The following is a 25,773-nucleotide window of genomic DNA, read 5'->3' as shown; positions in this document are numbered from 1 at the left end:
TTCGCCGCCGAGCAGCAGGGTGGTGAGGGTGGTGAGGGCGTGGGGGTTGTGGGTGAGCAGGGTGGTGGCGTAGGAGGGGGTGGTTTGCAGGTGGGTGATGGTGGTGAGTTGGTCGGTGATGGGGGTGGTGTCGGGCAGGACGGTGGTGGCGCCGGTGGTGAGGGTCCAGATGAGTTCGACGACGGAGATGTCGAAGGCGGTGCTGGTGAGGGCGAGCCAGGTTTGGGGTTGTGGGGTGGCCAGGAGGGTGTCCATGGCGGACAGCAGGGTGGCGAGGTTGGCGTGGGTGACGGCCACGCCCTTGGGCACGCCGGTCGACCCGGACGTGTACAGCACGTAGGCGAGGTTGTCCGGCAGTGGAACCGAGATGTCCACAGTAGACTTGTCTACTTCGGACTGCGCTACGTCGGACTCGGCCGGATCGAGCGCGAGCGTGGGCACGGGCAGCTGGTCCGGCAGGCCCGGGTCGGCCAGCACCGCCACCGGCCGCGCCGACTCGACGATCTGGCGCAGCCGGGCCGGCGGGTGCGTCGGGTCCAGCGGCAGGTAGCCAGCGCCGCTGCACAGGATCGCCCACAGCCCGACCACGGTGTCGATGCCGCGTCCCGCGTACAGCCCGACCAGCCGCTCCGGGCCGGCGCCCGCGTCGCGCAGGCGCGCGGCCAGGGCGCGCACCCGCGCGGCGAACTCGGCGTAGCTCAGGCTCGTGGTGCCGGCGCGCAGCGCGGTCCGGTCGGCGAACCGCGCCACGGCCGAGGCGAACCGGGTCAGCACGAGCGGGGCGTGCTCGACCTGCTGGCCGGCACCCAGGTCGGCCAGCGCGGTGCTCTCGGCCGCGGTGAGCAGCGGCAGCCGACTCACCGGACACTGTGGACTGTCGGCGATCCCGTGCAGCAGCACGCTGAACCAGCCGGCGAACCGGGCGATGCTGGCCGGCTCGAACAGGTCCGTGCGGTACTCCCAGCGCAGCCGGAACACCTCGCCGGTGTCCTCGACGTCCAGGGACAGGTCGAACCTGGCGGTGCCGGTGTGCAGCTCGCGGGCGCTGGCCCCGGCGCGCTCGGCCGGGCGGCGCACGGTCAGCAGGGTCTGCGTCAGCGGTGCCACCCCGGGTGCGCGGGTCGGCACCAGCGCGTCGACCAGTTCGTCGAAGGGCAGGTCCTGGTGCTGCTGGGCGGCCAGCAGGGTGGCCCGGCAGCGGTGCAGCAGCGCGACGAACGACGGGTCGTCGCCCAGCTCGGTGCGCAGCGCCAGGGTGTTGACGAAGAAGCCGATCAGCCGGTCCAGCGCGGGGTCGGGCCGGTTCGCCACCGGCGTGCCCACCACCACGTCGGTCTGGCCGGTGACGCGGGACAGGAAGGTGGCGTACGCGGCGTGCAGCAGCACGAAGGTGGTCACGCCGTGGTCCCGCGCCAGCCGGGTCAGTGCCGCGCGCACGGCGGCGGGCACGGTGTGCTCGTGCACCGCGCCCGCGCTGGCGGGTGCGCTGCCGCGCGGGTGGTCGACGGGCAGCTCCAGCGGCGCCGGCAGGTCGGCGAACCGGTCCCGCCAGTGCGCCAGCTGCCGGTCCCGCTCGCCACCGGCCAGCAGGTCCCGGTGCCAGAGCGCGTAGTCGGCGTACTGCAGGGCGGGCGGCCCGGCCGGCTCGGCGGTCAGCTCGGCCAGCAGCACGTCCAGCGACCAGCCGTCGCAGATGATGTGGTGCGCGGCCAGCACCAGCTCGTCGCCGACCAGGGCGGCCCGCAGCAGCGGACCGCTGGCCAGGTCGAACGGCTCGGCGGTCAGCGCGGCCACGGCGTCGGTGCCCGGCGGCAGCACGGCCACCGCGACCGGCGTGGTGGGCAGGACCTGTTGGTGCGGCCCGGTGTCGTCGACGCGGAAGACGGTCCGCAGGATCTCGTGCCGGTCCACCACCCGGGTCAGCCGCGCGCCGAGGTCGCGGGTGTCCGCCAGGCGGATGGCACCGGCCAGCACGTACGCGCCGGGCGTGAGCTGTTCCAGCACCCAGAGCCGGCGCTGCGCCGGGGAGAGCGGCAGCCGGTCCGGCCGCGCGGTGGCGGTGGGGCCGGACCGGGTGGCCGTGGCCGAGGCGGCCGAGGCCAGCTCGCGCAGGGACCGGCCGGCGAGGATGTCGGCCACCGGCAGGGACACGCCCAGCTCGGCCTCGGCGTCGTGGGCCAGGCCGATCGCCAGCAGCGAGTCGAACCCCAGCTCCAGCGGGGAGGCGTCCGGGTCGAGCACGGCCGGGTCGCACTCCAGCAGCCGCCCGGCAATGGCCCGCAGCCCGTCCACCACGCTCACCGCGCCGCCTCCTGACCGGCGCTCACCAGCAGGTTCAGCGCGCCGTCGAGGAACTGGCGCCGGCACTCCTGGCGCTGGAGCTTGCCGTTGGCGGTGCGCGGCAGGGCGCGGGCCCGGACCGGGGTGACGGTGTGCACGTGCAGCCCCAGTTCCTCAGCGACGGCCCGGCGGATCGCGGCGGTCGCGGCGGCGATCTCCTCGGGGTCCTTGCGCTGGAACATCTCCGCGACCACGACCAGCCGGTCGCCGTCGGCGCCGGGCGCGGTGAACGCGGCCACGCCGTGCGCGCGCACCAGGTCGTGACTGCGCTCGGCGCACGCCTCCACGTCCTGCGGGTAGTGGTTGCGGCCCCGGATGATCAGTACGTCCTTGAGCCGTCCGGTGATGTAGAGCTGGCCGTCGGCGATCAGGCCGAGATCACCCGTGCGCAGGAACGGCTCCGCGCGACCGGGCAGCCGCAGTCCGAACTGCTCGGGCGCACGGCCGTTCCAGTAGCCGGCGGTGACGCTGGCGCCCGCCACCACGATCTCGCCCACCTCGCCGTCGGGCAGCGGGGTGTCGCCGTCCTGGGCGACGATCCGGACGTCGAGGTCGTCGGGCAGCTGCCCGCACGCGACGTGTTCGGTGCCACCATCGGGTCCATCGGATGCCACCGTTCGGGTGACTGGCTCCGGTGCCCCCACCGGGCCGCCACTGACGAACAGGGTCGCCTCGGCCAGCCCGTAACAGGGAAACCACGCCGAGCGATGAAACCCGCGTGGCGCAAAGGTTTCCGTGAACCGGTTCAGGGTGCTGGGGCGGATCGGCTCGGAGCCGGAGAAGGCCACTGTCCAACTGCTCAGGTCGAGGTCGTCATCGTCCGCGGTGTCCGGCCGGTATCGACGCACACACAGCTCAAAAGCGAAGTCCGGGCCGCCGCTGACGGTGGCGCCGAACCGGGAGATCAGCCGCAGCCAGCGCATGGGCTGTTGGAGGAACTCCATGGGCGGGGTCAGCACCCCGGGGAAGCCGGAGAACAGCGGTTGCAGCACCCCGCCGACCAGACCCATGTCGTGGTACGGCGGCAGCCAGCTGACCAGCGTGGACCCGTCGTCCAGCCGCATCTGGCCGGCGATGACCGCGGAGTTGTGCAGCAGGTTGGCGTGGGTGACCATCACCCCCTTGGGCACCCCGGTCGAACCCGACGTGTACTGCAGGAACGCCGGGCTGGCCGGGACGGCGGCGACCGGGTCGGGCGTGCCGGCGCCCAGGGTGGCCGCGTCCAGCCGGGCCAGCCCGGCGAAGACCGGGTCGTCGGCGGGCAGCAGGTCCAGCACGGGGGCGTCGGCGACCACCGCGACCGGGGTGGCGTCCGCGCTGACCGCCCGCAACCTGGCCAGGTTCTTCGGGTTGACCGGCGGATAACTGGGCACGGCGATGAGCCCCGAATGCAGGGCGGCGAGAAAGGCCACCACGAAACGCTCGCCGGGGCCGGGCAGCAACAGCACCCGCTCGCCCGGTCGGGCGTGTTCCCGCAGCGCCGCCGATGCGGCGAGAACGGATCGGTAAAGCTGGGCATAGGACACGGTGTCGGTGTCCTCGCCGCTCACGAAATGATAGGCGGTGCGCTCCGGCGTGTGCTCGGCCCGGTGCGCGAGGATATCGGTGAAGGAGTTCGGCGATGTGCGGTTCATTGCTCGCGTCCCGCCTCAGTCCCGGAACCAGTTCAACTGTTCCACGGCGAGTTCCGCCGCGCCCTCGATCCGCAGTCGGCCGGATCCCAGCGCGCTCATCGGGTCCATTTTTCCGGACACGATCCGGAGGTAGTCGCTGAATGACGAGCTGATCGCCACCTGGCCGGCCCGCTGGCCGGCCGCGGCCACCGAGCATTCCCCGCCGGAAACCACGAGCTGCCAATGGTGGTCGGTGCCGTTTTTCCCGGTGATGTGGTAGTCGATCACCGCCTCGCGGGAACCGGCCTTGGTCGGCCGGAACGCGTCGCGCATGTTGTTGAACAGTCCCGCCAGCACCACGTGCTCGCCCTCGGCCGGGGTCTGCGCGGGCACGGTGACGAACTCGGACGGGGGTATCTCGGCGGCCTCGCCGCCGGTGCGCTCGACCACCCGCACCCCCGCCGGCGGGCGCACCCAGGACCGGGTCGTCCAGTTCGCGCCCAGCTCGTCCCAACCGGGCAGGGCGCCGGCCAGGTGCGGGCCGAGTGCCTCGGCCGGGACCGGGGTCGCCGCCGACTGCCAGCGGTAGTCAGCGGACAGGCGCAGCCGGTCGGTCCGGTTGGGCAGGGCGCCGTGCGCGGTCAGGCAGTGGAACAGCAGCACGTCGCCCACCTGGTAGGAGGTGGTCGCCCAGCGGTCGTCGGCCGGGTCGACGTGGTCGAACCTGGGGCTGACGCCCTCGTTCTGCGACCCGGTGAGGATGGCCAGCCCGCCCAGTTCCGGCGGGCAGTCCACGAACGGCACCCAGGTGGTGAACATGTCCATCACGCCCTCGACCACGAAGTCCTGGTGGACGTAGATGCCGGGGGTGGTGCCCAGTTCGGTCGGCCAGACCAGCCGGGCCACCTTGCGTGGGTGGCAGAACACGTCCGGACCGATCAGCGCCTGCACCACGCTGGTCAGCGCGGGCTGGTGCGGCAGGGCGTGCAGGTATTCGATTTTCTGCACATTGGTATATCCAGGTAAAAAGTTCACATTCTTGAAGTCCCGGGCCGGCGGGCGCAGCTCGGCCACGTCCGGGTCGACGCCCTCCGCCAGCCAGCCGTCGGCCTGCAAAGCGGTGCGGATGTCCCTGGCGAGCTTTTGGATCGGCGCCGGATCCAGCAGGCCGCGGAAGAACAGGTATCCCTCGTCGGCGACCCGGGCGCGCAGCGCGGCCGGGTCGTCCGCGATCCGAGTCGAATCCACCAGTTCGCGCATTCCCGCTCCCAGAATCGAAGTCATGTGTTCCTCGCGGTCGGTCCGCCGGCGATTTCTTTCCGGATTGATTTCCGGCTGCTCGAATCTATTCGCTCCGGCGGCGGGGAGAACTGAAGTCCCAACCCCGTTCCCGGGGTAGCCGCGAATCCCCTCCTGGCCGCAGCGCCAGCTTATGTGCCCCAGGGGGTCGGGCGGCAAGTTAGGGAAATCCCTGAGAGCAGCGCGCGGGACGGGCCACTCTGTGTGCTTAAGGCTCGACCGTCCGGGTGAGGTTATCGAGTGTGCTTGCCATGTTTCGGTTTCGGAGGTAGACAAGATCGAGGCTGTATCAACTGGGGTGAAAAGGAGCAGGGCTATGCACCTGCGGATCTGGCTCGGCACACCATGGGGGAAGATCTGTTTCACGACGAGCGCTCGCATTTTCGGCGCCGACCGGCCGTGAACCGTAACGGGGAGGCCACCCGCACGATATTCGGGCGGGGTGGGGAGCTCAAGGTGCTGTCGCGGGCCGTCAGCGAGGTCGGGCGAGGGCACAGCCGGACCATCGAGGTCATCGGCGAACCGGGCATCGGCAAGACCAGGCTGCTGCTGGAGTTGGAGCGGGACACCGTCGCGTCCCGGATGACCGTGCTCACCGGTCGGGGCTGCGAAGCCGACCGGGACGTGCCGTTCTCCCTGTTCACGGACGCGATCGACGAGTACGTGGCCGGGCTGGGTCCGGACGGGCGCGGCCGGCTGCTCGCTGATCCGGCGCTGGCCGCGGTGTTCCCGCACCTGGCCGACGGCGGAGTCGACCAGGGCCAAGGCCCCGAGCGGGGGGAGCCCGCGCTGGGCGGGCACGACGTCGAGCGCAGGCGGCTGTTCCGGGCGGTGCGCGAGCTGTTGGCGCGCATCGCCGCGGACACCGGTCTGGCGCTGCTGCTCGACGACGTGCACTGGGCCGACGCGGACTCCGCCGACCTGCTCGTCTACCTGGTGCGCCATCCACCGGCCGCGCCGGTGCTGCTGGCCATGGCGCACCGGCCCAAACAGGCGGTGGCCGGGTTGGCGGCCACGCTCAGCTCGGCCGCCAGGCACGGCCTGCTCCAGGTCCTGCCGCTCGGCCCGCTCAACCAGGCCGCCGCCGACGAACTGCTGGAGTCCGTCACGCCCGGGCTGAGCCGGGCCGGCCGCACCGCGCTCTACCGGGCCAGCGGCGGCAACCCGTTCTACCTGGAGGTGCTGGCCGAGGCCCGCCGGGGCGGGCCAGCCGACGCGGACGGGCCGTGCCCCCGGCTGACCGGGATGCTGCACGCTGAGCTGTCCGCGCTGGACCCGGCCACCCGGGCGGCCGCGCAGGCCGCGGCCGTGCTCGGCGAGCCCTTCGAGGTCGGGCTGGTCGCCGAGGTCGCCGGGCTGTCCACCGCCGAGGTGTTCACCGCCATGGACGAACTGGCCAGCCGGGACCTGGTGCGCCAGCTGGGCACCTCGTCCCGGTTCGCCTTCCGGCACCCGGTCGTGCGGCACGTCACCTACCGGGCGATCGGCGCGGGCGGGCGGATCGCCGCGCACGCCAGGGCCGCCCGGGTGCTGGAGGCCCGCGGCGGCTCGGCCGTGGCCATGGCCCCGCACGTCGAGCGCACCGCCGGCGCCGGCGACACCGCCGCGACCAGGGTGCTCGGCGAGGCCGCGCGCGGTGTGCTGCGCCGCGACCCGGCCGTGGCCGCGCAGTGGCTGCAGACCGCGCTGCGGCTGCTGCCCGACCGGCCGGAGTTCCTCGGTGAACGACGGGAGCTGCTGTCGCTGCTGGCGCAGGCCCTGGCCAGTGCCGGCCAGTTGGTGGACAGCGAGGCCGCGCTGACCCAGGCGATGGGCCTGCTCGACGGCGCCGACCCGGCGGTCCGCATCCGGCTGGTGGTGCGGCGCGCCGCCATCACCCGGCTGCTCGGCCGGCACACCCAGACCGTGACCTGCGTGGACGACGAACTGGCCGGTGAGGTCGAGCCCGGCTCGGCCGAGTCGGTCGCGCTGCGCCTGGAACTGACGGTCAACGCCGTGCTGGCCGGTGCGGGGGACTGCCGCGTCGAACTCGACCCGGCCCGCGCCGACGAGGCCGTGCTCGCCGCGGCCCAGCTCGACGACCGCGGCCTGCACGTCGCCGCACTGGCCGCGGCGGCGCTGGCCAGGGCGGCCGTCGGCGAGTTCAGCGCCGCGGCGGCACTGGCCGCCGAGGCCACCGCGCGGCTGGACCGGCTCGCCGACCCCGCCGTCACCGACCACCTGGACGGCGTGATCTGGCTCGGCTGGTGCCGGGTGCACCTGGGCGACGCGGACGGCGCGCTGCGCCACCTGGAGCACGCCCTGGACCTGGCCCGCGCCGCCGGCCGCGCCGTGGACCTGCCCCGGCTGCTCACCGCGCTCGCCCTGGCCCACCTCGACCTCGGCGCGGTCGCGACCGCGGCGGAACGGGCCGAGGAGGCGGTGGAGGCGGCGGCGAACCTGCCCGGTACGGAACTGCGCACCATGTCCCTGGTCGCGCAGTGCCGGGCGCTGTCCCACCAGGGCGCGACCGCGGCCGCCGTGGCCGCCGGAGTGGCCGCGACCCGCGCGGCCGAGCCCAGCCGCGGCCTGTGGTGGTCGCTGGCCTGGCTGGCGCTGGGCGAGGCCCGGCTGCTGCACGGTGATCCGCAGGGGGCGCTGGCCGCGGTGGCCGAGGTGACCGGTGACGCCGGGCTGGACCGGGTGGTCCCGGCGGCCCGCGCCCAGGTCGCCGAGGTGCTGGTGCGGGCCGAACTCGCGCTCGGCCGCCTCGACCAGGCCCGCGGCTGGGCCGACCGGATCGCCGCGCTGGGTCCCCGGTTCGCCGGGTTCGCCGCACTGGCCGGCGCCCAGGTGCTCAGCACGACCGACCCGGCGGCCGCCGCCCAGCAGGCCGCGCTGGCCGAGACGGTGTTCGGCAAGGAGGGCAGGCGGCTGCTCGCCGGCCGGGCTCGGCTGGTCGCGGCCGCGGTGCTGGTCGCGGCCGGCAAGCGGGTCAAGGCGTCCGCCGAGCTGTTCCGCGCCGAACAGCTGCTGCGCGAGTGCGGTGCCACGGGCCTGGTCGAGGAGGCCATGGCCGGGCAGCGCAAGCTGGCCAGGGCCAGTCAGGGCACCCCGGAGCCGGGCGCGGGCCTGGACGCGCTCACCGCCCGCGAGCGCCAGGTCGCCAGCCTGGTGACCGGCGGCCACACCAACCGGCAGATCGCCCACCGGCTCGGCGTCAGCGACAAGACCGTGGAGGCCCACCTGGCCCGGGTCTTCGCCAAGTTAGGGGTGGCCTCCCGGGCGGCGGTCGCCAGCGTGGTGGCCCGCTCGCGCACGGTCAGCGGGCTGATCAGCGAGGGCGCCTGAGCCCCGCCTGGCGCGGCCGGTGCCGCGCACCGCGTGATCCGCGGGTGCCCTCAGCTCCCCCCGGTGTCCTCAGGCGCCGGTGTCCTCGGTTCTCGGTGTCCTGGACGGATCTCGACGTTCCCGACGCGTTCGACGCAGAAAGCGGAGTGACCCATGCTCGATACCCTGCGGTGGTTGGGTGTGGCGCTCGCCGCGCTGGCCGCCACCCTGGCGGTCGCCAAGATCGGCGAGGTCGCCGCCCGCGCGCTGGGCCAGCCCGGTGTCGTCGGGGAGATCGTCCTGGGCCTGCTGACCGGGCCGTTCCTGCTGTGGGTCGGCGGCACCGGCGCCTCGGCCGCGGTGCTGGGGGAGGGCAGGCTGGACGCGCTCACCACCCTGTCCCACGCCGGGCTCGTGCTCTTCCTGGTGGGCGTCGGCCACGAACTCAAGGCCGGTGCCGCCACACCCAGGGCCCGGCCACTGGTGTGGACCGCCGTGGGCGCGCTGGTGCTGCCCGCCGCGGCCGGCCTGCTGATGGCCGCCTGGGTGGGCGGGCAGGGGCCCGAGTTGCGGGGCAGCGCGCCCAGCCTGGCCTTCGGGCTGGTGATGCTGGTGGCGCTCACCGTCACCGCGGTTCCGGTGCTGGCCCGCATCCTGGTCGAGCGCAACCGGATGCACACGGCGGCGGCCCGGCTCTCCCTGGGCTCGGCCGCGCTGATCGACCTGGTCGCCTGGGCACTGCTGGCGGTGGCCATCGCCAGCGCGTCCAGTTCGGGCAGCGTGCTGTCGGTGCTGGGCCGGCTGGCCGTGCTCACCGCGGTCGTGCTGCTCACCGTGCTGGTCGGCCGGCTGCTGCGGCTGGCACCGGCCCGGGCCTGGGCCCGCCGGCACCGCCCGATCGCGATCGTCCTGATCGGACTGGCCGCGCTGGGCCTCGCCGTGCTGGCGAGGGCCTTCGGCCTCAACGAGATCCTGCTCGCGCTGGCCGTGGGGCTGGCGCTGCCGGCGGACGGGCCGGACGGCGCCTGGACCCCGGTCGCCGAGACCGTGGCCAGGGGTGGCCGCCTGCTGGTGCCGGTGTTCTTCTTCGTCACCGGCATCGGGGTGTTCGCCCCGGGTGTGGGCGCCATGCCGTGGGCGGCCGCGGGGGTCGCGGTGCTGCTGGCCATCGTCGGCAAGATGGGTGGTGCCCTGATCGGCGCCCGGCTCGGCGGCCGCACCACCCGGGAGGGCCTGGAACTGGGCATCCTGCTCAACACCCGAGGCCTGACCGAACTGGTGGTGCTGCAGGCCGCGTTCGCCGCGCGGATCATCACACCAGCGCTCTACCTGGCCCTGGTCGTGATGACGATGGTGACCACCGCGATGACCGGCCCGCTGCACAGCTGGCTGACCACACGTGCCCCGGTGGAGGTGAGGGCGGCATGACCGCGGTTTCCGACCCGGTGGGTGAGTTCCTCGAACTCGACCCGGTCCGCGCCGCCCTGGTGGGCGTCCCGGTCCAGCCCGGCGTGTTGACCGACTACTCGCCGGAGGGCTGGGCGGCCCGGCTCGACCGGCTGCGCGCGGCGTCCGCCGAACCCGATCCGGCACTGGCCGAGCGGGTGGCGGCGGAGAGCGGCTACGCCGAGGCCGGGCTGGCGGCCGAGCTGAACCTGGTGACCTCGCCGCCGATCCTGGTCCACGAGCACCTGGCGCAACTGGCCAGGGACGGCGACCAGGCCGCGCTGGCGGCCGGGCTGGCCGCGGTTCCCCGCGCGCTGCGCGGCTACGCCAGGACGCTGCGCGCGGCACCGCGACCGCCCGCGCGGCGGCAGGCCGAGATGGTGCTCGGCGCGGTCCGCTCCTGGGCCGGCAGCCCCGAGTTCGGCCCGACCGGGCCGGCCGAGGCCGCGCGGCGCGCGTTCGGCGAGTTCGCCGACGTGCTGGAGCGGGAGATCCTGCCCACCGCGTCCGAACAGGACGGTGTGGGCCCGGACCGCTACCGGGCCGCGGCCCGCTTCCACCTCGGTGTCGACCTCGACGCCCGGGACTGCTACGACACCCTGGTCGAGGAACTGGACCAGCTGCGCGCGGCAACGACCGCGCTCGCCGCGACCCTCGGCCGGGGCACGTTCGCCGAGACCTGCGCCGCGCTGAACACCGATCCACTGTGGACGATCTCGGGGGCGGCGGAGCTGCGCGCGTGGGCCCAGCAGCGCCTGGACGCCGCCGCGGCGGCGTGCGACGCCCTCGACCTGCCAGCGCGGTCGCGCGGCCTGGAGGTGCACGTGGTCGCCGAGGCCGGGCCGGTGCGCTACCTGCCCCCGGCCGCCGACGGCACCCGCCCCGCCCGGGTGGTCTGGCCGATGGCGTCGGCCGAGCCGGTGCCGGTGTGGAACCAGACGACCATGCTGCACCACGAGGGCGTGCCAGGACACCACCTGCAACTGGGCGGCGTCCGCGCCCGGCCGCAACTGGCCGTGGCGGGCAACGCCGAGGGCTGGGCGGTGTACGCCGAGGGGCTGATGCACCAGGCCGGCGCGCTGGCACCGGAGGAGGAACTGGGGTACCTGACCGGGCTGCGGCTGAACGTGGCCATGGCCCTGGTGGACCTGGCCCTGCACAACGGCTTCCCCCTGCCCGACACGGGCCAGCCGTGGTCGCTGGACGGCGCCGCCGCGTTCCTGGCCGCGGAATCGGCGTTCCCGGTGGGCTCGCTGTACTTCACCGTGCTGCGCTCGGCCGCCTGGCCCGCACAGGCGATCACCTACAGCTGGGGCGCCCGCCAGTGGCGGTCGCTGCGCGCCAGCGCCGCCGCGGTCAACGCCCGCGAGTTCCACTCCCGCCTGCTGGCCCTGGGCCCCTGTGGCCTGTCCGTGCTGCGCTCCGCCGCCCACACCCTCGCGAGTCGACTTCGCAAACCCCGCGAGTCGCACACTCAGGCAGGGCCGTTCGGGTGATGAGGTCAGCTGACCCGCATGAGGGGGAAACCACGGCGCTGACCGGGCCCGGCCGGGCTTCGTCTGGCCGGGCGTCCGGTTGTGCGGCACGGTGTGGGCATGGCCGGTCAGCAGGGCTACCAGATCGTCGTCGGCGTGGACGGTTCACCCGCGTCCAAGGCGGCGCTGCGGTGGGCGGTGTGGCAGGCGGGGCTGACTCGCGGCACGGTGACCGCGCTGATGGCCTGGGACGCGCCGCCCCTCTACGACTTCGAGCTGCCCGCCGAACTGGACCCGGAACACCTCGCCGCGCGCACCCTGACCGACGCCGTCAGGGAGGTGACCGCCGAGGCCGGGGCCGAGCCCGTCACCGTGCACACCCGGATCGCGCAGGGCAACGCGGCCAAGGCGCTGTTGGACGCGGCCAAGGACGCCGACCTGCTGGTGGTGGGCAGCCGGGGGCACGGCGGGTTCACCGGGTTGCTGCTCGGGTCGGTCAGCCTGCACTGCACCCAGCACGCGAACTGCCCGGTCGTGGTGATCCGGCTGCCCCGGTCCTGACGGCGAGGCGAGGCCACCCGGGCGAACATCCTCAGGCCGAGGGGCGGCGCGGCGGCCGACCGGACCCGGACAGGGATTCCGGCACGTCCGCGACGGTCTGCTCGATGAGCAGGCTGAGCACCGCCGGAAGGCCACCGCTGGCCGCGGCGGCGACCTGGCGGGTGGACCCGGTGCCCCGCTCGCGCAGCCCGGCGACCAGTGACTGGATCACCGCGGTGTCACCGGACTCGTCCAGCGCGTCCCGGACGTGCAGGAGCAACGCGTCCAGCATGGCCGAGGCCGGGACGGCGCGCTGCTGCCACGGGTCGACGGCTTCACCGGCCAGCCCGTGCCGGGCCGCGGCCCACAGCGCGCAGTTGAGCAGCCAGTGGTCGAACCGCTGCGCGGTGCGCCCGGCGGCCAGGTCGGTGAGCGCGGTGCGGACCAGGGCGCGGGTCAGCCCGGCGTACAGCACGGCCTCGCCGACCGTGGCCGCGGCGTCACCGACCCGGACCTCCACGGTGGGAAAGCGGGACGACAGGCGGGCGACCCGCAGGCCGCCCTGACCCTCGTCGAGCATGCCGCAGTCCACCAGCCGGTCGAGCACCGCGTAGTAGGACGCGGCGTCGGCGTGGAAGAGCGGCATGCCGGCGGCCGGCAGCCGGGTGTGCGCCATCATGCGCCAGCTGTGGAACCCGGAGTCCGCGCCGTACCGGTACCGCGAGTTCGTGGTGAGCGCCAGCAGGGTGGGCAGCCAGGGTGTCAGGTGGTTGAGCACGGCCACCCGGGTTTCCAGGTCGTGCACGCCGACGTGCACGTGGCAGCCGCACAGCTCCAGGTCGGTGACCGCCCCGGTGTAGCGCTCGCGCATCCGCAGGTAGTGGTCGGTGGCGGTGATGCCAGGCTCCGGGGCGCGGGTCACCGGCTCGCCCACCGACACCAGGTGGGCGTGTTCCCCGGCCGCGCCCCGCGCGAGGCTGGACCGTCCACTGTGGATCTTCTCACCCAGTTCGGACAGCGTGGTGCAGACCGTGGTCGCCGCCTCGATCTCGCTGGTGCACAGCTCCTGCTGGAAGGTGGACAGGGTGGTGGGCGCGGAGCGGGTGACCCGGGCCAGGACGTCGCGGGCGCGCGGCGCCGGTAGCAGCGTGTCGGCGTCGAGCAGGAGGAACTCCTCCTCCACGCCCAGGGTCACCCCGTCGGGTGTCGGGCGTTCGGCGCTGTCGGGCATGGGGCCTCCCGTAGCCGGCCGCGCTTCCCGTTCTCGGGGTTGTGCCTTCCGCTCCAGGGTTGTCCCTGTCGGTGGTTGCCGCCACCGCAGCCGGGCCGGCCGTGCCTGGTACCGGACCGGCGGGGTCACCCGACCAGCCACGCGGTCACTCGACCAGCCAGGCGAGGGCCACCGCCGCCGTCCACGACTGCTGGGAACTGCCCAGCGCCTGCCCGGTCAGCGGCTGGTAGTACTCGGCGAAGCTCAGGTCGCCCAGCTGGTCCAGTGCCTCGGCGCGCAACCGGTCGGCCACGGCGTGCTGACCGTGCCGGCGCAGCGCCCACCAGAACAGCCAGGTCATCACCGGCCACTGTGGACCCCGCCAGTAACTGCGGGGCTGGAACTCGGGGGAGTCCGGCGGCACCGACGGTGGCAGTGCCCGGCGCAGGTCGGGGTGCCCGCACCAGCGCGGCCCGGTGAACAGCTCGACCTGCCTGCGCAGGGTGGGCTGGTCCGCGCCGCAGATCAGCGGGGCGAACCCGGCGATCGACTCGGTGTCCACCCAGGCGCCGGTGCGCAGGTTCTGGTCCCGCGCCAGGCCGGTCGTGGCCGACACACTGCCCAGCACCCCGTCGCGGAACCGCTGGGCCAGCTCGTTCAGCTCGGCGGCCTCGTCGGCGCGACCGAACTCGGCACCGAGTTCGGCGAGAACGGCACAGGCCGCGCTGGCGATGGCGGACATGAACACGTCGGCCATCCGGAAGTCGATGCGCTCGCGCACCGCGTCGTCGTCGTAGCGCGCCTCGCGCATCTGCTGGATCAGCCACAGGTAGCGCTGGTACTCGGTGTCACTGGGCCGCTCGGCCGGGTCCTTGACGTAGCGCAGGTCGTGCCGGCGGTCAACCGGGATGGGCTGCGGGGGTTGGATCCTGGCGTAGGCGTCGTCCCAGCGCGGCGAGTTGTCCATTCCGGACTCCCAGCCGTGGTGGATCTCCAGCAGGCCACGGCCTTCGGGGTCGCGCGCACCGGCCAGCCACCGGTGCCAGGCCAGCCACCGGTCGAAGCTGTCCACCACGAACCGCTCGGCCAGCTCGCGGTCCGCACCGCCGGCGCGTCGGCCCGCGTCGAGCACGTGGGCCACGGCGATCGCGTGCACCGGCGGCTGGCAGATGCCGGAGGTGCGGGCGGCCGGCGCGGTCGGCGCCACCTCGCAGCGCCACACGTCCGGGCCGGGGAAGTACTCGGTGTCCGGGCCGAACACGATGTGCGGCAGCATGCCCGTCCGCCACTGGGCGGCCAGCAGCGTCCGCAGCTCCACGATCGCGCGCGGCACGCTGAGCTTGGCCAGCCCGGTGGTGATGAACGCGGCGTCCCAGCTCCACAGGTGCGGGTACAGCCGGGGCGAGGCGGTGGTCATCACGCCGATGTCGTTGGCGCGCAGCACGTACGCGGCGTGCGCGGCCAGCTCGGCCGGTGAGACCGCGGGGGAGGCGTGCGTGGTGGGCATCAGGCGGCGACCTCCAGCGCCAGTGCGGTGTCCGGGTCGTAGAACCGCATGTGCTTCGGGTCGATGGTGAGCCAGACCGGTTTGCCCGGCTGGGTGGCGAAGCTGGGCGGGGTCTGCACCTTCAGCTGGATCCCGTCGAGCTGGACGGTGAGCAGCACGGCCGAGCCGGTCGGCTCGACCACCTCGACCTGGGCGGCGAGCGCGCCGTCCCGGGCGGTGTCGGACACGTTGATGTTCTCCGCGCGGATGCCCACGCTGACCGGTCGCCCGGCGAAACCGGTGAGCTGGCCGGGGGCGGCCAGCCGCTGTGTCCCGACCAGCACCCGCGCCTGTCCCGCGCCGGACTCGACCGTCGCGGGCAGGAAGTTCATCGGCGGTGAACCCAGGAAGCCGCCGACGAACTGGTCGGCCGGCCGGTCGTACACCTCGATCGGCGGTCCGATCTGGGCGATCCGGCCATCCCGCAGCACCGCCACCCGGTCGCCGAGCGACATGGCCTCGGCCTGGTCGTGGGTGACGTAGATGGTGGTGGTGCCGAGCTGGTTGACGATCTTCTTGAGTTCGGAGCGGAACTGCAGGCGCAGCAGGGCATCCAGATTGGACAGTGGTTCGTCCATCAGCAGCACGTCGGCGTCGACCGCGATGGCCCTGGCCACGGCGACCCGCTGCCGCTGCCCACCGGACAGCTGCGCCGGGTGCCGGTCCAGCACGTCGGTGAGGTTGAGCAGCTCGGCGGCCCTGGCCACCCGCCGGTTGATCTCGTCCTTGGGCACCTTGTGCAGCATCAGGCCGAAGCCGATGTTCGCGCGCACCCGCATGTGCGGGAAGATCGCGTAGGACTGGAAGACCATGGACACGTTGCGCTGCCGGGCCGACAGGTGGGTGACGTCCCTGCCCCTGATGTGGATCGTGCCGGCGTCGGGGGTCTCCAGGCCGGCGACCATGCGCAGCAGCGTGGTCTTGCCGCAGCCGCTCGGGCCGACGAGCACCAGGAACTCCCCGTCGGGGATGTGCAGGGAGATGTGGTCGGTCGCCGGTCGCCTGCCACCGGGGTGGGTCTTGACCAGGTCACTGACAATGATGTCAGCCACGGGACATCCTTCCGGGAACGGTCAGCGGAGCGTGGTGCCCCACATGCTCAGCAGGTACTTGCGCATCAGCGCGACGAACACCAGCGCGGGCACGATGAGGGCGAAACCACCGGCGAACCGGTAGGTCAACGGGGAGGCACCCAGGGTGGAGAGCACCTGGGCGGGCAGGGTCCGGCGGTCCAGGGTCAGGATCGCCGCGCCGAGCACCTCGTTCCACGAGGTCACGAAGGTGAACAGGCCGGCAGCGGCGATGCCGGGCAGTGCCTGGGGCAGCACGACCCGCACGAACGCCTGCACCGGCGTGGCGCCGAAGATCTGCGCTGCCTCCTCCTGGTCGCGCGGCACGCCCACGAACACCGCCGAGGTGATCAGCACCGTGGTGGGCAGCGCCAGCGCGGTGTGCAGCAGGATCACCGCGTAGGTGGTGTCGTACAGGCCGGTGGTCAGGAACAGCTGGGCCAGCGGCACGGACAGCACCACGATCGGCAGCGCCCTGGTCAGCAGCATGAACAGCTGGTAGGCGTCCCGGCCGGCGAAGACGTACCTGGCCAGGGCGTAGCCGGCGGGCAGTCCGATCAGGACACTCAGCACCAGCGTGCCGACACCCACGATCAGCGAGTTGACGAACGCCGGGAGCACGCCGCCCATGGTCAAGAACGAGGCCATGGTCTCCACCGAGACGTCGGTGGGCAGCAGCGACAGCGGGAAGCGGTTCAGCGATTCCGGAGTGGACAGTGCGGCCAGCGCGACCAGGTACACCGGCGCGAACATGAACGCGGTCACCGCCAGGCAGGCCAGCTGGACGCCCACGGCCCGCCACCGGGCGCCACGCCCCCGGCCCGCCCTGGCCGGCTTGTGGGGTGCGGGTGTGTCAGCCGGGGTCATGGCCGCGCCTCCGTTGACGTGCGGTCGCGCAGCACCCGCAGGTACACCACGGCGGTGCCCATGGACAGCGCGAGCACCACCAGGGCCAGCACCGCCGAGACGTTCGGGTTCTGCAGCAGGTTGTACCACTGGTAGGTCTCGCCGACGAGCAGCGGGAAGTCGCGGCCGGTCAGCGCCTGCGCCACGGCGAAGGTCTGCAGCGCCAGAATGGTGCGCAGGATCAACGCCACCTGCAGGCTGGGCCGCAACTGCGGCAGCAGCACGTGGCGCAGCCGCTGCCAGAAGGTGGCGCCGAAGACCTCGGCGGCCTCCTCGTAGTCGCGCGGGATGCTCTGCATCCCCGCCACCACGATCACCAGCACCAGCGAGGTCGCCCGCCACAGCTCGGCGACCAGCACGGCCAGGAACATGGTGGGGTAGCTGGCAAAGGACAGCCAGGGGTAGGTGGGCAGACCGAGCAGGTCGAGCAGTGAGTTGAGGTATCCCTGGTCGGTGAACACCGCCAGCCACACCAGTCCGGCACACAGGTCGCTGACCGCGAGCGGCACCACCCACAGGTAGAAGTACACCTGGGAGAACCGCGGTTTCGCGCGCAACAGCAGGGCCATGGCCAGTGCGAAGGCGAACTGCAGCGGGATCAGCACCACGAGCAGCAGCAGGGTGTTGCCCACCGAGGGCCAGAAGTGCGGGTCGTCGACCATCCGGCGGACGAACTCCAGGGTGGGGCCGTCCTCGCCGAGGAACGCCTGGCCGATCCCGACCACCAGCGGCCACAGGAACAGCGCCGTCATGAAGACCACCGACGGGATCAGCAGCAGCACCGGGACCGGCGGCCGGCGCCGGCGGGTGGTCGTTGTCGTGGCGGTGGTCATCACAACACCCGGCAGCTGGTGCCCTCGACCGGGTCGGGAGCCCAGCACGGCACCTTGACCTGGTCGAGGATCGCGTTGAGCTGGACCGCCTGCGCGTCCAGCACCTCCTGGACCGGCTTGCCGTCCAGGCAGATCTCCGTGAAGCAGTTCTTGAAGATCTGCGACACCTCCCCGTCTCGCTTGCCGAGCCCACCCGGCGGCAGCGACAGGACCGCGCCGTCGGCCTCGGACTGGTTGCTGATGGCATCGGCCTCCAGCCGGGCGGCCGGGGGCAGGTCAGCCGGTATCGCGTCCCGGATCACCGGGAAGAACGCGTTCTGGCGCAGCACCTCGGCCTGGGCGGTGGCCGTGGTCAGCGCTCTGATCACCGCGCGAGCCCGGTCGGGCTGCGGTGCGCCCCTGGGGATGGCCAGGCCGGCGGCCACCAGCAGGTAGCCCTGTCCCTTGGGGCCACGCGGCGCGGGCACCATCAGCCAGTCGTCCGGGCTGCTCTCGGGTGCCTTCACCAGCCGGGCCACGTGGTCCCACGCGATCAGCACCTCGCCGCGCGCCAGTGGTTCCTGCATGTAGTCGTAGTTGGTGGACGCGGGCGCGGTGTTGGCCCAGAGCCGCTTCATGTACTCCCAGGCGGCCACCGCGTCCTGGTTGCGGAACGTGGTGATCTGCCCGCCGGTGAAGCTCGGCAGCAGGTATCCCTGGAAGAACCGGTGGTAGAGCCCCTTGGGGCCGGCCGGCAGGCCGAAGATCGGCTTGCCGCCGTTGGCCGCGCGGCCGGCGCTCACCCAGTCGAGCAACTGGTCGTAGGTCAGGTGTCGCACGTCCGCGCCGGCCGGCAGCCAGCCCAGTGCCTTCTTGTGCACGGCGAGCACGGACGACGCCTGCATCCACGGCACGTACTTGCTGGACTTGCCGCCGAGCGTGGTCAGCGAGAGCAGGTGGCTGGGGAACCCGCGGTCGCCGAGTTCGGCGACCAGGTCGTCCAGATCGGACAGCAGGTCGGTGTACTGGCCGAGTTCCCCGTGCAGCGCGCCGACCAGGCTCACCGACACCCGACCGGAGTTCACCTGTGAGGTCAGGGTGGTGCCGAACACGCCGACGTCGACCGGGTTGTAGCCGACGTTGATGTCGGTGACGGTGTTCTTGAGGATCTGCTCGAACCGCTGGCGCTCGTCCAGCGGCGTGAACTGGGTGGACAGGAAGCCCACCCCGTCCTTGCCCGCGCCCGAGGTGGTGGACAGGCCGGCGCAGGCGGAGAGCAGCGGCGCGGCGGCCGCGCCCAGCCCGAGGCCCAGCACCGAGCGACGGGTCAGGGGACGGCCTGGCCTGGCGTTGCGAGCGGATCTCTCCATCGCTGGCTCCGATCGGCGGTGGTCGGTGCGGGGTGGCCCGACGTGGCATGGGCACTTATGTAAAATGGGATGACGTAAGTTAGGTCGCGGATGCGCGGCTGTCAACCCCGGGGGGATCGCGGTGCGCGTGGGTAGGGCGGAGTCAGGTCGGGTACCCGCGACCACCCCCGGCCACCTGCTCGCGTTGATCCGCTCGCGTCCGGTGTGGACACGCCAGGAACTGCTCGACGCCACCGGGATGTCCCGGCCGACGCTGCTGGCCCGGCTCGCCGCGCTGGTCTCGGCCGGCCTGGTGTACGAGTCCGGCTCCGCGTCCTCCACCGGCGGTCGACCCGCCCAGCTGATCCGGTTCGACGACCGCGAACTGCTGGTGCTGACCCTCGACATCGGACAGACCAGGGCCGCGGTCAGCGTCACCGACATCCACGGCCGCGAACTGGCGTGCGCGCGCCGGCCGGTCAACGCCTTCGAGGACGCGCCGGACGACCTGCTCGGCCCGCTGCTGGCCGAGGGGGAGCGGCTGCTGGCCGAGACCGGTCGCGGGCGACTGGTCGGGGTGGGCATGAGCCTGCCCGCCCCGATCCGACCGGACACCGGCCTGCCGCACACCGTCTGGACCATGCCGCGCTGGCGCGACTACCCGATCCCCCAGCGCATCGCCGCGCTCTGGGATGTCCCGCTGGTTCTGGAGAACGACGCCCGCGCCATGGCGCTCGGTGAGGCTGGCGTCGACGACGCCAACACCCTGCTCGCGGTGAAGTGGTCCAGCGGCATCGGCGCGGGGCTGGTGATTGGCGGCGAGTGCCTGGTGGGTGAGGACGGCGCGGCCGGTGACATCGGGCACCTGCGGGTGGGTCGCGGTACCCGGCGGTGCCGGTGCGGGCAGCGTGGCTGTCTCGCGGCGTACGCCTCCGGCTACGCGCTGGTGACCTCCCTGCGGTTGCGCTCGGTGGACGAACTCGCCGAGCGCGCGCGAGCGCGCGACGAGCGGGTGTGCGCGGCGTTGTCGGAGGCGGCCGAACTGGTCGGTGTCGCGCTCGCCTCGATGATCACCATGGTCAACCCGGGTGTGCTGGTGCTCAACGGCACCATCGGTGTGCTCCCCGGAATCGTCACCCGGGTCGGCCGCACCCTGCGCGCCACCGCGTTGAGCCGCAGCACCGAGAACCTGCGGGTGGTGTCGAGCGGCCTCGGCGAGCGCGCGGTGACCACCGGGCTGGCCCAGCTCGTCGCCAACCGCGTGCTGCACCCCGATGCCGTTGACGAGTCGCTGGCGGCGGGTTCTCCTCCTGCGCACGGCTGATCGCGGCTGCTCCGCCGGCTGACCGTGCCGCGCTCGCGCTGGCGCGGCCCGCACGACCACGCGGATCCGCACATCCACGCGATGACCCAAGCTCGCGTGACCAGCCAAGCTCGCGCGGCCACGCGGGATCACCCGGCCCCGCGGGATCACCCGGCCACGCTCCGTCGCGCGAGCACGCGCCGGTTGTCGGATTGCCTGTAGATACCCTAGGGGGGTATGGTCTGCCCGGTAGGAAGGGAGACCAGTCATGGACCACGCTCAGCACACCGGCACCACGACCTGGGCCATGGCCGCGCAGGCCACGCTGCACTGCCTGACCGGCTGCGCCATCGGTGAGGTCGCCGGCATGGTCATCGGCACCGCGGCCGGCCTGCACAACGCCACCACCGTGGTCATCTCCGTGGCGTTGGCGTTCGTGTTCGGCTACGCGCTGACCATGCGCGGCGTGCTGCGCGCCGGAGTCGGCTTCGCCGCCGCGCTGAAGGTGGCGCTGGCGGCGGACACCGTTTCCATCGCGGTGATGGAGGTCCTGGACAACCTCGTCATGGTCGGCATTCCCGGTGCCATGGACGCCGGCCTGACCAGTGGGCTGTTCTGGGGTTCGCTGGCCGGTTCCCTGGTGATCGCGTTCCTGCTCACCACCCCGGTCAACCGGTGGATGATCTCCCGGGGCAAGGGGCACGCCGTGGTGCACGCCCAGCACCACGGTCACCAGCACGGCCACGACAGCCAGCCCGGCCACGACAGCCAGCCCGGCCACGAGCACGGCCACGGCCACCAGCACGACCACGGTCACGAGCACGGCCACCACTGACCCGAACACCCAGGCGCGCGCGGCAGCGGCCGCTCGCCTCGGTGGCCCCGAGCGGGAGTTGTCAAACCAGTGCGCCACACCGTCCATGCGCTCAGTCAAACATGTGTTCGATCGGCTCGGTAGTCACACGATCTGGTGATATCGCCGCGCGGTGGCGGCACGTCGGCAGCGTGGGCGGCAGCTCCCGGTGATGGCCACCACGCGCGGCTCGCCACCGGCTCATGTGGACGGTGCGGCTGGCGCCCAGGTGGTCCACCCCGGCGGCGTGCTGGCACAAGTGGTGTGCCATGCGCCTGAGCTTCGCACCCGACGACATCGAGCGGTTCGCCCACACCAGGGACCGGCTGGCGGAGACCTTCCAGGCGTGGGCCGCGTCGCGGAACCGCGCCGCCAACCACCTCGCGCCTGACCGCGGCACTGGACTTCGAGTTCGAAGTGGACGGTCATCTCGCCTGGTGGAGTCGGGAAGACCTGAGCGAGCTGCTGCTGGCGTGGTTGCCCCACAACATCACCATGACCGAGCCCGACCGGGACGCCGTGGTGCCGAGGTGTGACGCCGTCAGGCGGTGCGGTGGCGGTCAGGCGAGCGTTGGCGGGGGCTGGGGCAGCGGGTGGGCGCCTTCGGGGCGCAGGCCGTCGAAGATGATGGCCAGGTAGCGCCGCCACAGGTCGGGCGGGGCCTCCGGCAGGTAGCCGGTGACGTAGTTGGGCGCGCACATCAGCAGGATCACGTCCGCGCCGGTGACGTCGTCCCGCACGGCGCCGTGGTCGCGAGCGCGGTCCACGAGCGCGTTGATGATCTCGTACATCCGCGTGCGCACCTGGCTCACCTCGGCGTTGAGTTCACCGGCCTCCAGCAGGAACGACAGGTCGCGTTCCTGCCGCTGTCGCGCGGCCGCGGTGAGGAACTCCAGCAGCGCGGCACCGGGGTCGGGGGCGGTGAGCAGCGGCTCGCCCACGGCGTTGAGCGCGGTGATCCGGTCGATGACGATCGCGGCGATCAGGTCGTCCTTGGTGGGGAAGTGGCGGAACACCGTGCCCTTGCCAACCCCGGCCCTGCGCGCGATGTCGGCGACCGACGCGTCCAGCCCGTGCTCGGCGAACTCGTCCGCGGCCGCCGCCAGCAGCAGCTCCCGGTTGCGGGCCGCGTCGGCGCGCAGGGGACGAGTCGAGGTCACCAGGGCAGCGTAACAAGTTGACCGCCCGGTCCGGTTATTGCTAGCTTCCCGGTCAGAACATGACCGCAGGGTCCGTTTTTCTGGAGGGGAACCCATGAAGGCAGTTGTGGCCACTGGCTACGGCCCACCCGAGCAGTACGCGGTGGCCGAGGTGCCGGTGCCAAGGCCGGGACCTGGACAGATCCAGGTCCGCATCGCCGCCGCCTCGCTCAACCCCGGCGACATCCAGTTGCCCAGTGGCACTTTCCGCGACGTCGCGCCGCTGACATTCCCGCACGTGCCCGGCAACGACTTCGCCGGGACCGTCACCGAGGTCGGTCCCGGGGTGACCACCTACCGCGTGGGGGACGAGATCTTCGGCCAGGCCGTACCCAGGGTGCTGCGCGCCATGACCGGTGCCACGCGGCCGTCGCTGAGCACCGGGTCCCTGGCCGAGTACGCGGTCTTCGAGGCGGACACCCCGTTGTTGGCGCACCGCCCCGCCGGTCTGTCCGTCGAACAGGCGGCGGCACTGGCCACCACCGGGCTGACCGCGCGGGCCCTGATGACCACCGCCCAGGTGCGGCCGGGCGAATCCGTCCTGGTCGTCGGGGCCACCGGCGGTGTCGGCACCGCGGTGGTGCCGCTGCTCGCCTCGGCCGGGGCGCGGGTGATCGCCACCGCGACCGATGTCGACGCCGACCTGGTGCGCGGTCTGGGTGCGGCCGAGACCATCGGCTACGCCGAGGCCGAGTACCCCACCGGCGTGGACGCGGCGTTCAACCTCACCCTGCCCAGCGACCAGCTCACCGGCCTCGCTCGCGCCGTTCGCCCGGGCGGGCGCCTGCTCACCATCACCTACCCAGTGCCGCAACAGGAGTGGATCGGCCGGGACGACGTCACCCTGCACTTCGTGCTCGACCTGGCCGGCGCCCTGGGCGGGATGCGCGAGGTGGGCGAACTGGCGGCCAGCGGCGACCTGCCGGCGACGATCGGTCGGCGGTACACCCTGGACGAGGGCGCGCGGGCGTGCGTCGACTTCGTCCGCCAGCACACCACGGGCAAGATCGTCGTCACCATGTGAGGTCCACTGCGGACACCCGCCCGGTCAGTCCTGGGGCGTCTGGTCGTAGGCGTGGACCAGCACCAGGTCGGCGTGGCGGGCGGTGGGGGCGATCCGGTCCGCGTTGGCCTGGTCCGAACCCAGCGCCCGCTGCTCGGCCTGCTCGGGCGAGCGGCCGAAGCGGCGGTGCCTGGCGATCAGCCGGGCGATGCGCTCGCCCTCGTCCGGCGCGAGGAACCAGGCCTCGTCCAGCAGCGGGCGCACCCGTGCCCACGGCCCCTCGTCCAGCAACAGGTAGTTGCCCTCGGTGACCACCAGCGGGGTCTCCGGGTGCACCGGGACGGCACCGGCGATCGGCTCCTCGATCTCCCGGCGGAACAGCGGCGCGTACACCACGTCCGCGTGGTCGTCGCCGGAACCGTTGCGGCGCAACCGGTCCAGCAGGTCCACGTAGCCCACCGCGTCGAAGGTGTCCGGCGCGCCCTTGCGCTCGGTCCGGCCCAGCCGCGCCAGTTCGCACTGGGCCAGGTGGAACCCGTCCATGCCCACCAGCACGGCCTGCCCGTCCAATGCGGACACCAGTCGAGCGGCCAATGTGGACTTCCCCGACGCCGGAGCGCCGGCGATGCCAAGCACCCGCCGGCCACCTCGGCCGGCCAGCGCGCGGGCCCTGGCGACCAGGTCGGCGAAGCCGGGCGTCACGGCCGCGTCGTCAACCCGGTGCGCGCCACGGTCGACACCTCCTCCAGTTGTCCGTTCTCCCCCATGCGCAGGGCGCCGGTGATCAGGCCGACCACCTCGTTCATGGTGCGCTCGCGCGGCGAGACCAGCGCGACGCGTTTGCCCAGCCGGTGCACGTGGATCCGGTCGGCGATCTCGAACACGTGCGGCATGTTGTGGCTGATCAGCACCACGGGCAGGCCGCGGTCCCGAATCCGGCCGATCAGGTCGAGCACCCGCGCGGCCTCGGCAACGCCCAGGGCGGCGGTGGGCTCGTCCATGATCACCACACGGGTGCCGAAGGCCGCGGCCCTGGCCACGGCCACCCCCTGGCGCTGGCCGCCGGACAGCGTCTCCACCGGCTGCTGCATGGACTTGACGCGCACGCCGAGGTCGCCGAGTACCCGCTCGGCCTCGGCCCGCATGCCGCCGGAGTCCAGCATCCGGAAGACCCTGCCGAGCAGACCGGGGCGCCGGCGTTCCCGGCCGAGGAACAGGTTGCTGGCGATGTCCTGGGCCGGGGCCAGGGCGAGGTCCTGGTACACCGTTTCGATGCCGGCCCGCCTGGCGTCCAGCGGACCGTGGAAGCGCACCGGGTTGCCGTCGACCAGGATCTGGCCGGAGTCCGGCACGAGCGCGCCGGACAGCGCCTTGATCAGACTGGACTTGCCGGCGCCGTTGTCACCGACCACGGCCAGCACCTCGCCGGGCAGCAGGTCGAAGTCGGCCCCGTCGATCGCGGTCACCTTGCCGTACCGCTTGACCAGTTTCCGCGCTGCGAGCACAGGTTCCCGGGTCACCGCTGCCTCCTGCGGGAGAATCGGTCCACGGCAACCGCGAGGATGACCAGCACACCGGTTGCCACGTCCTGGTAGAGGCTGTCAATGCCGGCCTGGGTCAGGCCGGAGCGCAGCACCGACACGATCAGCGCGCCCACCAGGGTGCCGAGCACGCTGCCGCGCCCGCCGAACAGGCTGGTGCCGCCGAGCACCACCGCCGTGATCGAGTCCAGGTTGCCGGTCTGGAAGGCGTTCGGGTCGGCGTTGGGCACCCGGCCCAGCGCCTGCCAGGCCGCGATGCCGTACACGATCCCGGCGACCAGGTACACGCTCAGCACGGTGCGCCGCACGTGGATGCCGGACAGCCGGGCCGCCTCGGGGTCGTTGCCCACCGCGTAGACGTGCTTGCCCCACGCGGTGCGCGTCAGCGCGTACCAGAGCACCAGGAACATGGCCAGTGCCACGCCCATCCCGACGGTGACCTCGACCTGGCCGAACAGGTACTGGCGGGTGCCGAGGAAACCCAGCAGCCCGTCGGTGACCGGGAAGCTCTGCCCGTCCGCGTAGATCCGGCTCACCGCGGTGACGATGGTGAGCGTGCCCAGGGTGACGATGAACGGCGGCAGCCGCAGCGAGGTGACGATGCCGCCGGTGGCCGCGCCGATGCCCGCGGCCACGACGAGGCCGGTGAGCAGCGCGAGCGGGGCCGGCGCGCCGGTGAGCACCAGCTTGGCCATCAGCAGCGTGCCGAGCACGGCGGTCGCGGCGTTGGCCAGGTCGATGCCGGCGGTGAGGATGACCAGCGTCTGGCCGAGCGCGAGCGTGCCCACCACCAGGGACTGCTGGACCACCAGCGAGAGGTTGTCGAGTCGCAGGAACGTGTCGGTGGTCAGCGCGAACGCCACGATCGCGACGAGCAGCGCCAGCGCCGGCCCCACGGCCGGGGTGCGCAGCACGAACTCGGCCACGCTCGTCCGGTTGAGTGCCTTGGTCGCCACCGC

Annotated in this window: 20 protein-coding genes; 7 read left to right on the top strand and 13 right to left on the bottom strand. The window is 73.0% G+C overall.

All coding sequences use genetic code 11. From position 1 onward, the window contains the following. The 3 genes from LX83_RS27615 to LX83_RS27605 all read right to left on the bottom strand — a co-directional run. Positions 1–2,301, bottom strand: a 2,301-nt coding sequence (locus tag LX83_RS27615) for a condensation domain-containing protein (RefSeq protein WP_253776544.1), incomplete at its 3' end; no start/stop codon positions are given. Continuing rightward, positions 2,298–3,974, bottom strand: a complete 1,677-nt coding sequence (locus LX83_RS27610) for a fatty acyl-AMP ligase (RefSeq protein ID WP_253776542.1) — start codon at positions 3,972–3,974, stop codon at positions 2,298–2,300. The genes LX83_RS27615 and LX83_RS27610, both read right to left, overlap by 4 nt. A 15-nt stretch (positions 3,975–3,989) precedes the next feature. Further along, a complete protein-coding gene (locus tag LX83_RS27605; RefSeq protein ID WP_253776540.1) occupies positions 3,990–5,213 on the bottom strand; it encodes a phytanoyl-CoA dioxygenase family protein in 1,224 nt (407 codons plus the stop codon). Between the two features lie 384 nt (positions 5,214–5,597). Between LX83_RS27605 and LX83_RS27600 the strand changes: the two genes are divergently transcribed. The 4 genes from LX83_RS27600 (at position 5,598) to LX83_RS27585 (ending at position 12,043) form a co-directional block, all read left to right on the top strand. Beyond that, complete coding sequence (locus tag LX83_RS27600) at positions 5,598–8,582, top strand: ATP-binding protein (protein WP_301329004.1); 2,985 nt, start codon at positions 5,598–5,600, stop codon at positions 8,580–8,582. Between the two features lie 153 nt (positions 8,583–8,735). Next, a complete protein-coding gene (locus tag LX83_RS27595; protein WP_253776536.1) occupies positions 8,736–9,989 on the top strand; it encodes a cation:proton antiporter in 1,254 nt (417 codons plus the stop codon). Further along, positions 9,986–11,503: a DUF885 family protein gene (locus LX83_RS27590; RefSeq protein ID WP_253776534.1), complete on the top strand. Its 1,518-nt coding sequence runs from the start codon at positions 9,986–9,988 to the stop codon at positions 11,501–11,503. The genes LX83_RS27595 and LX83_RS27590 overlap by 4 nt, the downstream gene beginning before the upstream one ends. Before the next feature lie 99 nt (positions 11,504–11,602). Continuing rightward, positions 11,603–12,043 (top strand): universal stress protein, encoded by a 441-nt coding sequence (locus LX83_RS27585; protein ID WP_253776532.1) that lies wholly within the window; start codon positions 11,603–11,605, stop codon positions 12,041–12,043. A 31-nt stretch (positions 12,044–12,074) separates the two neighbouring features. Here LX83_RS27585 and LX83_RS27580 read toward each other — a convergent pair whose 3' ends face one another. From LX83_RS27580 to LX83_RS27555, 6 genes are all read right to left on the bottom strand, one after another. Further along, the gene (locus LX83_RS27580) at positions 12,075–13,253 is read right to left on the bottom strand and encodes a carboxylate-amine ligase (protein ID WP_253776530.1); all 1,179 of its coding nucleotides are present in this window, start codon (positions 13,251–13,253) and stop codon (positions 12,075–12,077) included. A 145-nt stretch (positions 13,254–13,398) separates the two neighbouring features. Further along, a complete protein-coding gene (gene ggh, locus LX83_RS27575; RefSeq protein WP_253776528.1) occupies positions 13,399–14,739 on the bottom strand; it encodes a glucosylglycerate hydrolase in 1,341 nt (446 codons plus the stop codon). Continuing rightward, positions 14,739–15,830 (bottom strand): ABC transporter ATP-binding protein, encoded by a 1,092-nt coding sequence (locus tag LX83_RS27570; protein ID WP_253776526.1) that lies wholly within the window; start codon positions 15,828–15,830, stop codon positions 14,739–14,741. The genes ggh and LX83_RS27570 overlap by 1 nt, the downstream gene beginning before the upstream one ends. 21 nt (positions 15,831–15,851) lie before the next feature. Then, positions 15,852–16,715, bottom strand: a complete 864-nt coding sequence (locus LX83_RS27565) for a carbohydrate ABC transporter permease (RefSeq protein WP_253776524.1) — start codon at positions 16,713–16,715, stop codon at positions 15,852–15,854. Continuing rightward, positions 16,712–17,587 carry a carbohydrate ABC transporter permease gene (locus LX83_RS27560; RefSeq protein ID WP_253776522.1) on the bottom strand — a complete coding sequence of 292 codons (876 nt, stop codon included), beginning with the start codon at positions 17,585–17,587 and terminating at the stop codon, positions 16,712–16,714. Before LX83_RS27560 ends, LX83_RS27565 begins: the two co-directional genes overlap by 4 nt. Continuing rightward, positions 17,587–18,936: an ABC transporter substrate-binding protein gene (locus LX83_RS27555; protein WP_253776520.1), complete on the bottom strand. Its 1,350-nt coding sequence runs from the start codon at positions 18,934–18,936 to the stop codon at positions 17,587–17,589. Before LX83_RS27555 ends, LX83_RS27560 begins: the two co-directional genes overlap by 1 nt. Before the next feature lie 121 nt (positions 18,937–19,057). Between LX83_RS27555 and LX83_RS27550 the strand changes: the two genes are divergently transcribed. Further along, positions 19,058–20,239: an ROK family transcriptional regulator gene (locus tag LX83_RS27550; RefSeq protein ID WP_253776518.1), complete on the top strand. Its 1,182-nt coding sequence runs from the start codon at positions 19,058–19,060 to the stop codon at positions 20,237–20,239. 247 nt (positions 20,240–20,486) lie between these two features. Then, positions 20,487–21,053, top strand: coding sequence for a DUF4396 domain-containing protein (locus LX83_RS27545; protein WP_253776516.1), 567 nt, complete (start codon positions 20,487–20,489; stop codon positions 21,051–21,053). 578 nt (positions 21,054–21,631) lie between these two features. Here the strand turns inward: LX83_RS27545 and LX83_RS27540 are convergent. Then, on the bottom strand, positions 21,632–22,231 hold the full coding sequence (locus LX83_RS27540; protein ID WP_253776514.1) for a TetR/AcrR family transcriptional regulator: 600 nt from the start codon (positions 22,229–22,231) through the stop codon (positions 21,632–21,634). A 94-nt stretch (positions 22,232–22,325) separates the two neighbouring features. Between LX83_RS27540 and LX83_RS27535 the strand changes: the two genes are divergently transcribed. Next, complete coding sequence (locus LX83_RS27535) at positions 22,326–23,294, top strand: NADP-dependent oxidoreductase (protein WP_253776512.1); 969 nt, start codon at positions 22,326–22,328, stop codon at positions 23,292–23,294. A 24-nt stretch (positions 23,295–23,318) separates the two neighbouring features. On the opposite strand, the gene LX83_RS27530 is transcribed toward LX83_RS27535, so the two are convergent. The 3 genes from LX83_RS27530 to LX83_RS27520 are packed head-to-tail and all read right to left on the bottom strand — an operon-like array spanning position 23,319 to position 25,770. Then, positions 23,319–23,975 (bottom strand): nucleoside/nucleotide kinase family protein, encoded by a 657-nt coding sequence (locus tag LX83_RS27530; protein WP_253776510.1) that lies wholly within the window; start codon positions 23,973–23,975, stop codon positions 23,319–23,321. Then, entirely contained in the window at positions 23,972–24,793 is an 822-nt protein-coding gene (locus tag LX83_RS27525; RefSeq protein WP_253776508.1) for an ATP-binding cassette domain-containing protein, read from the bottom strand. Before LX83_RS27525 ends, LX83_RS27530 begins: the two co-directional genes overlap by 4 nt. Continuing rightward, positions 24,790–25,770 carry an ABC transporter permease gene (locus LX83_RS27520; protein WP_253776506.1) on the bottom strand — a complete coding sequence of 327 codons (981 nt, stop codon included), beginning with the start codon at positions 25,768–25,770 and terminating at the stop codon, positions 24,790–24,792. Before LX83_RS27520 ends, LX83_RS27525 begins: the two co-directional genes overlap by 4 nt. Positions 25,771–25,773 lie beyond the last annotated feature (3 nt).

It is taken from the genome of Goodfellowiella coeruleoviolacea (assembly GCF_024171785.1).
Taxonomy (GTDB): domain Bacteria; phylum Actinomycetota; class Actinomycetes; order Mycobacteriales; family Pseudonocardiaceae; genus Goodfellowiella; species Goodfellowiella coeruleoviolacea.
Note: the sequence above shows the minus strand (reverse complement) of the source record. Positions and strands in the feature narration are given on the sequence as shown.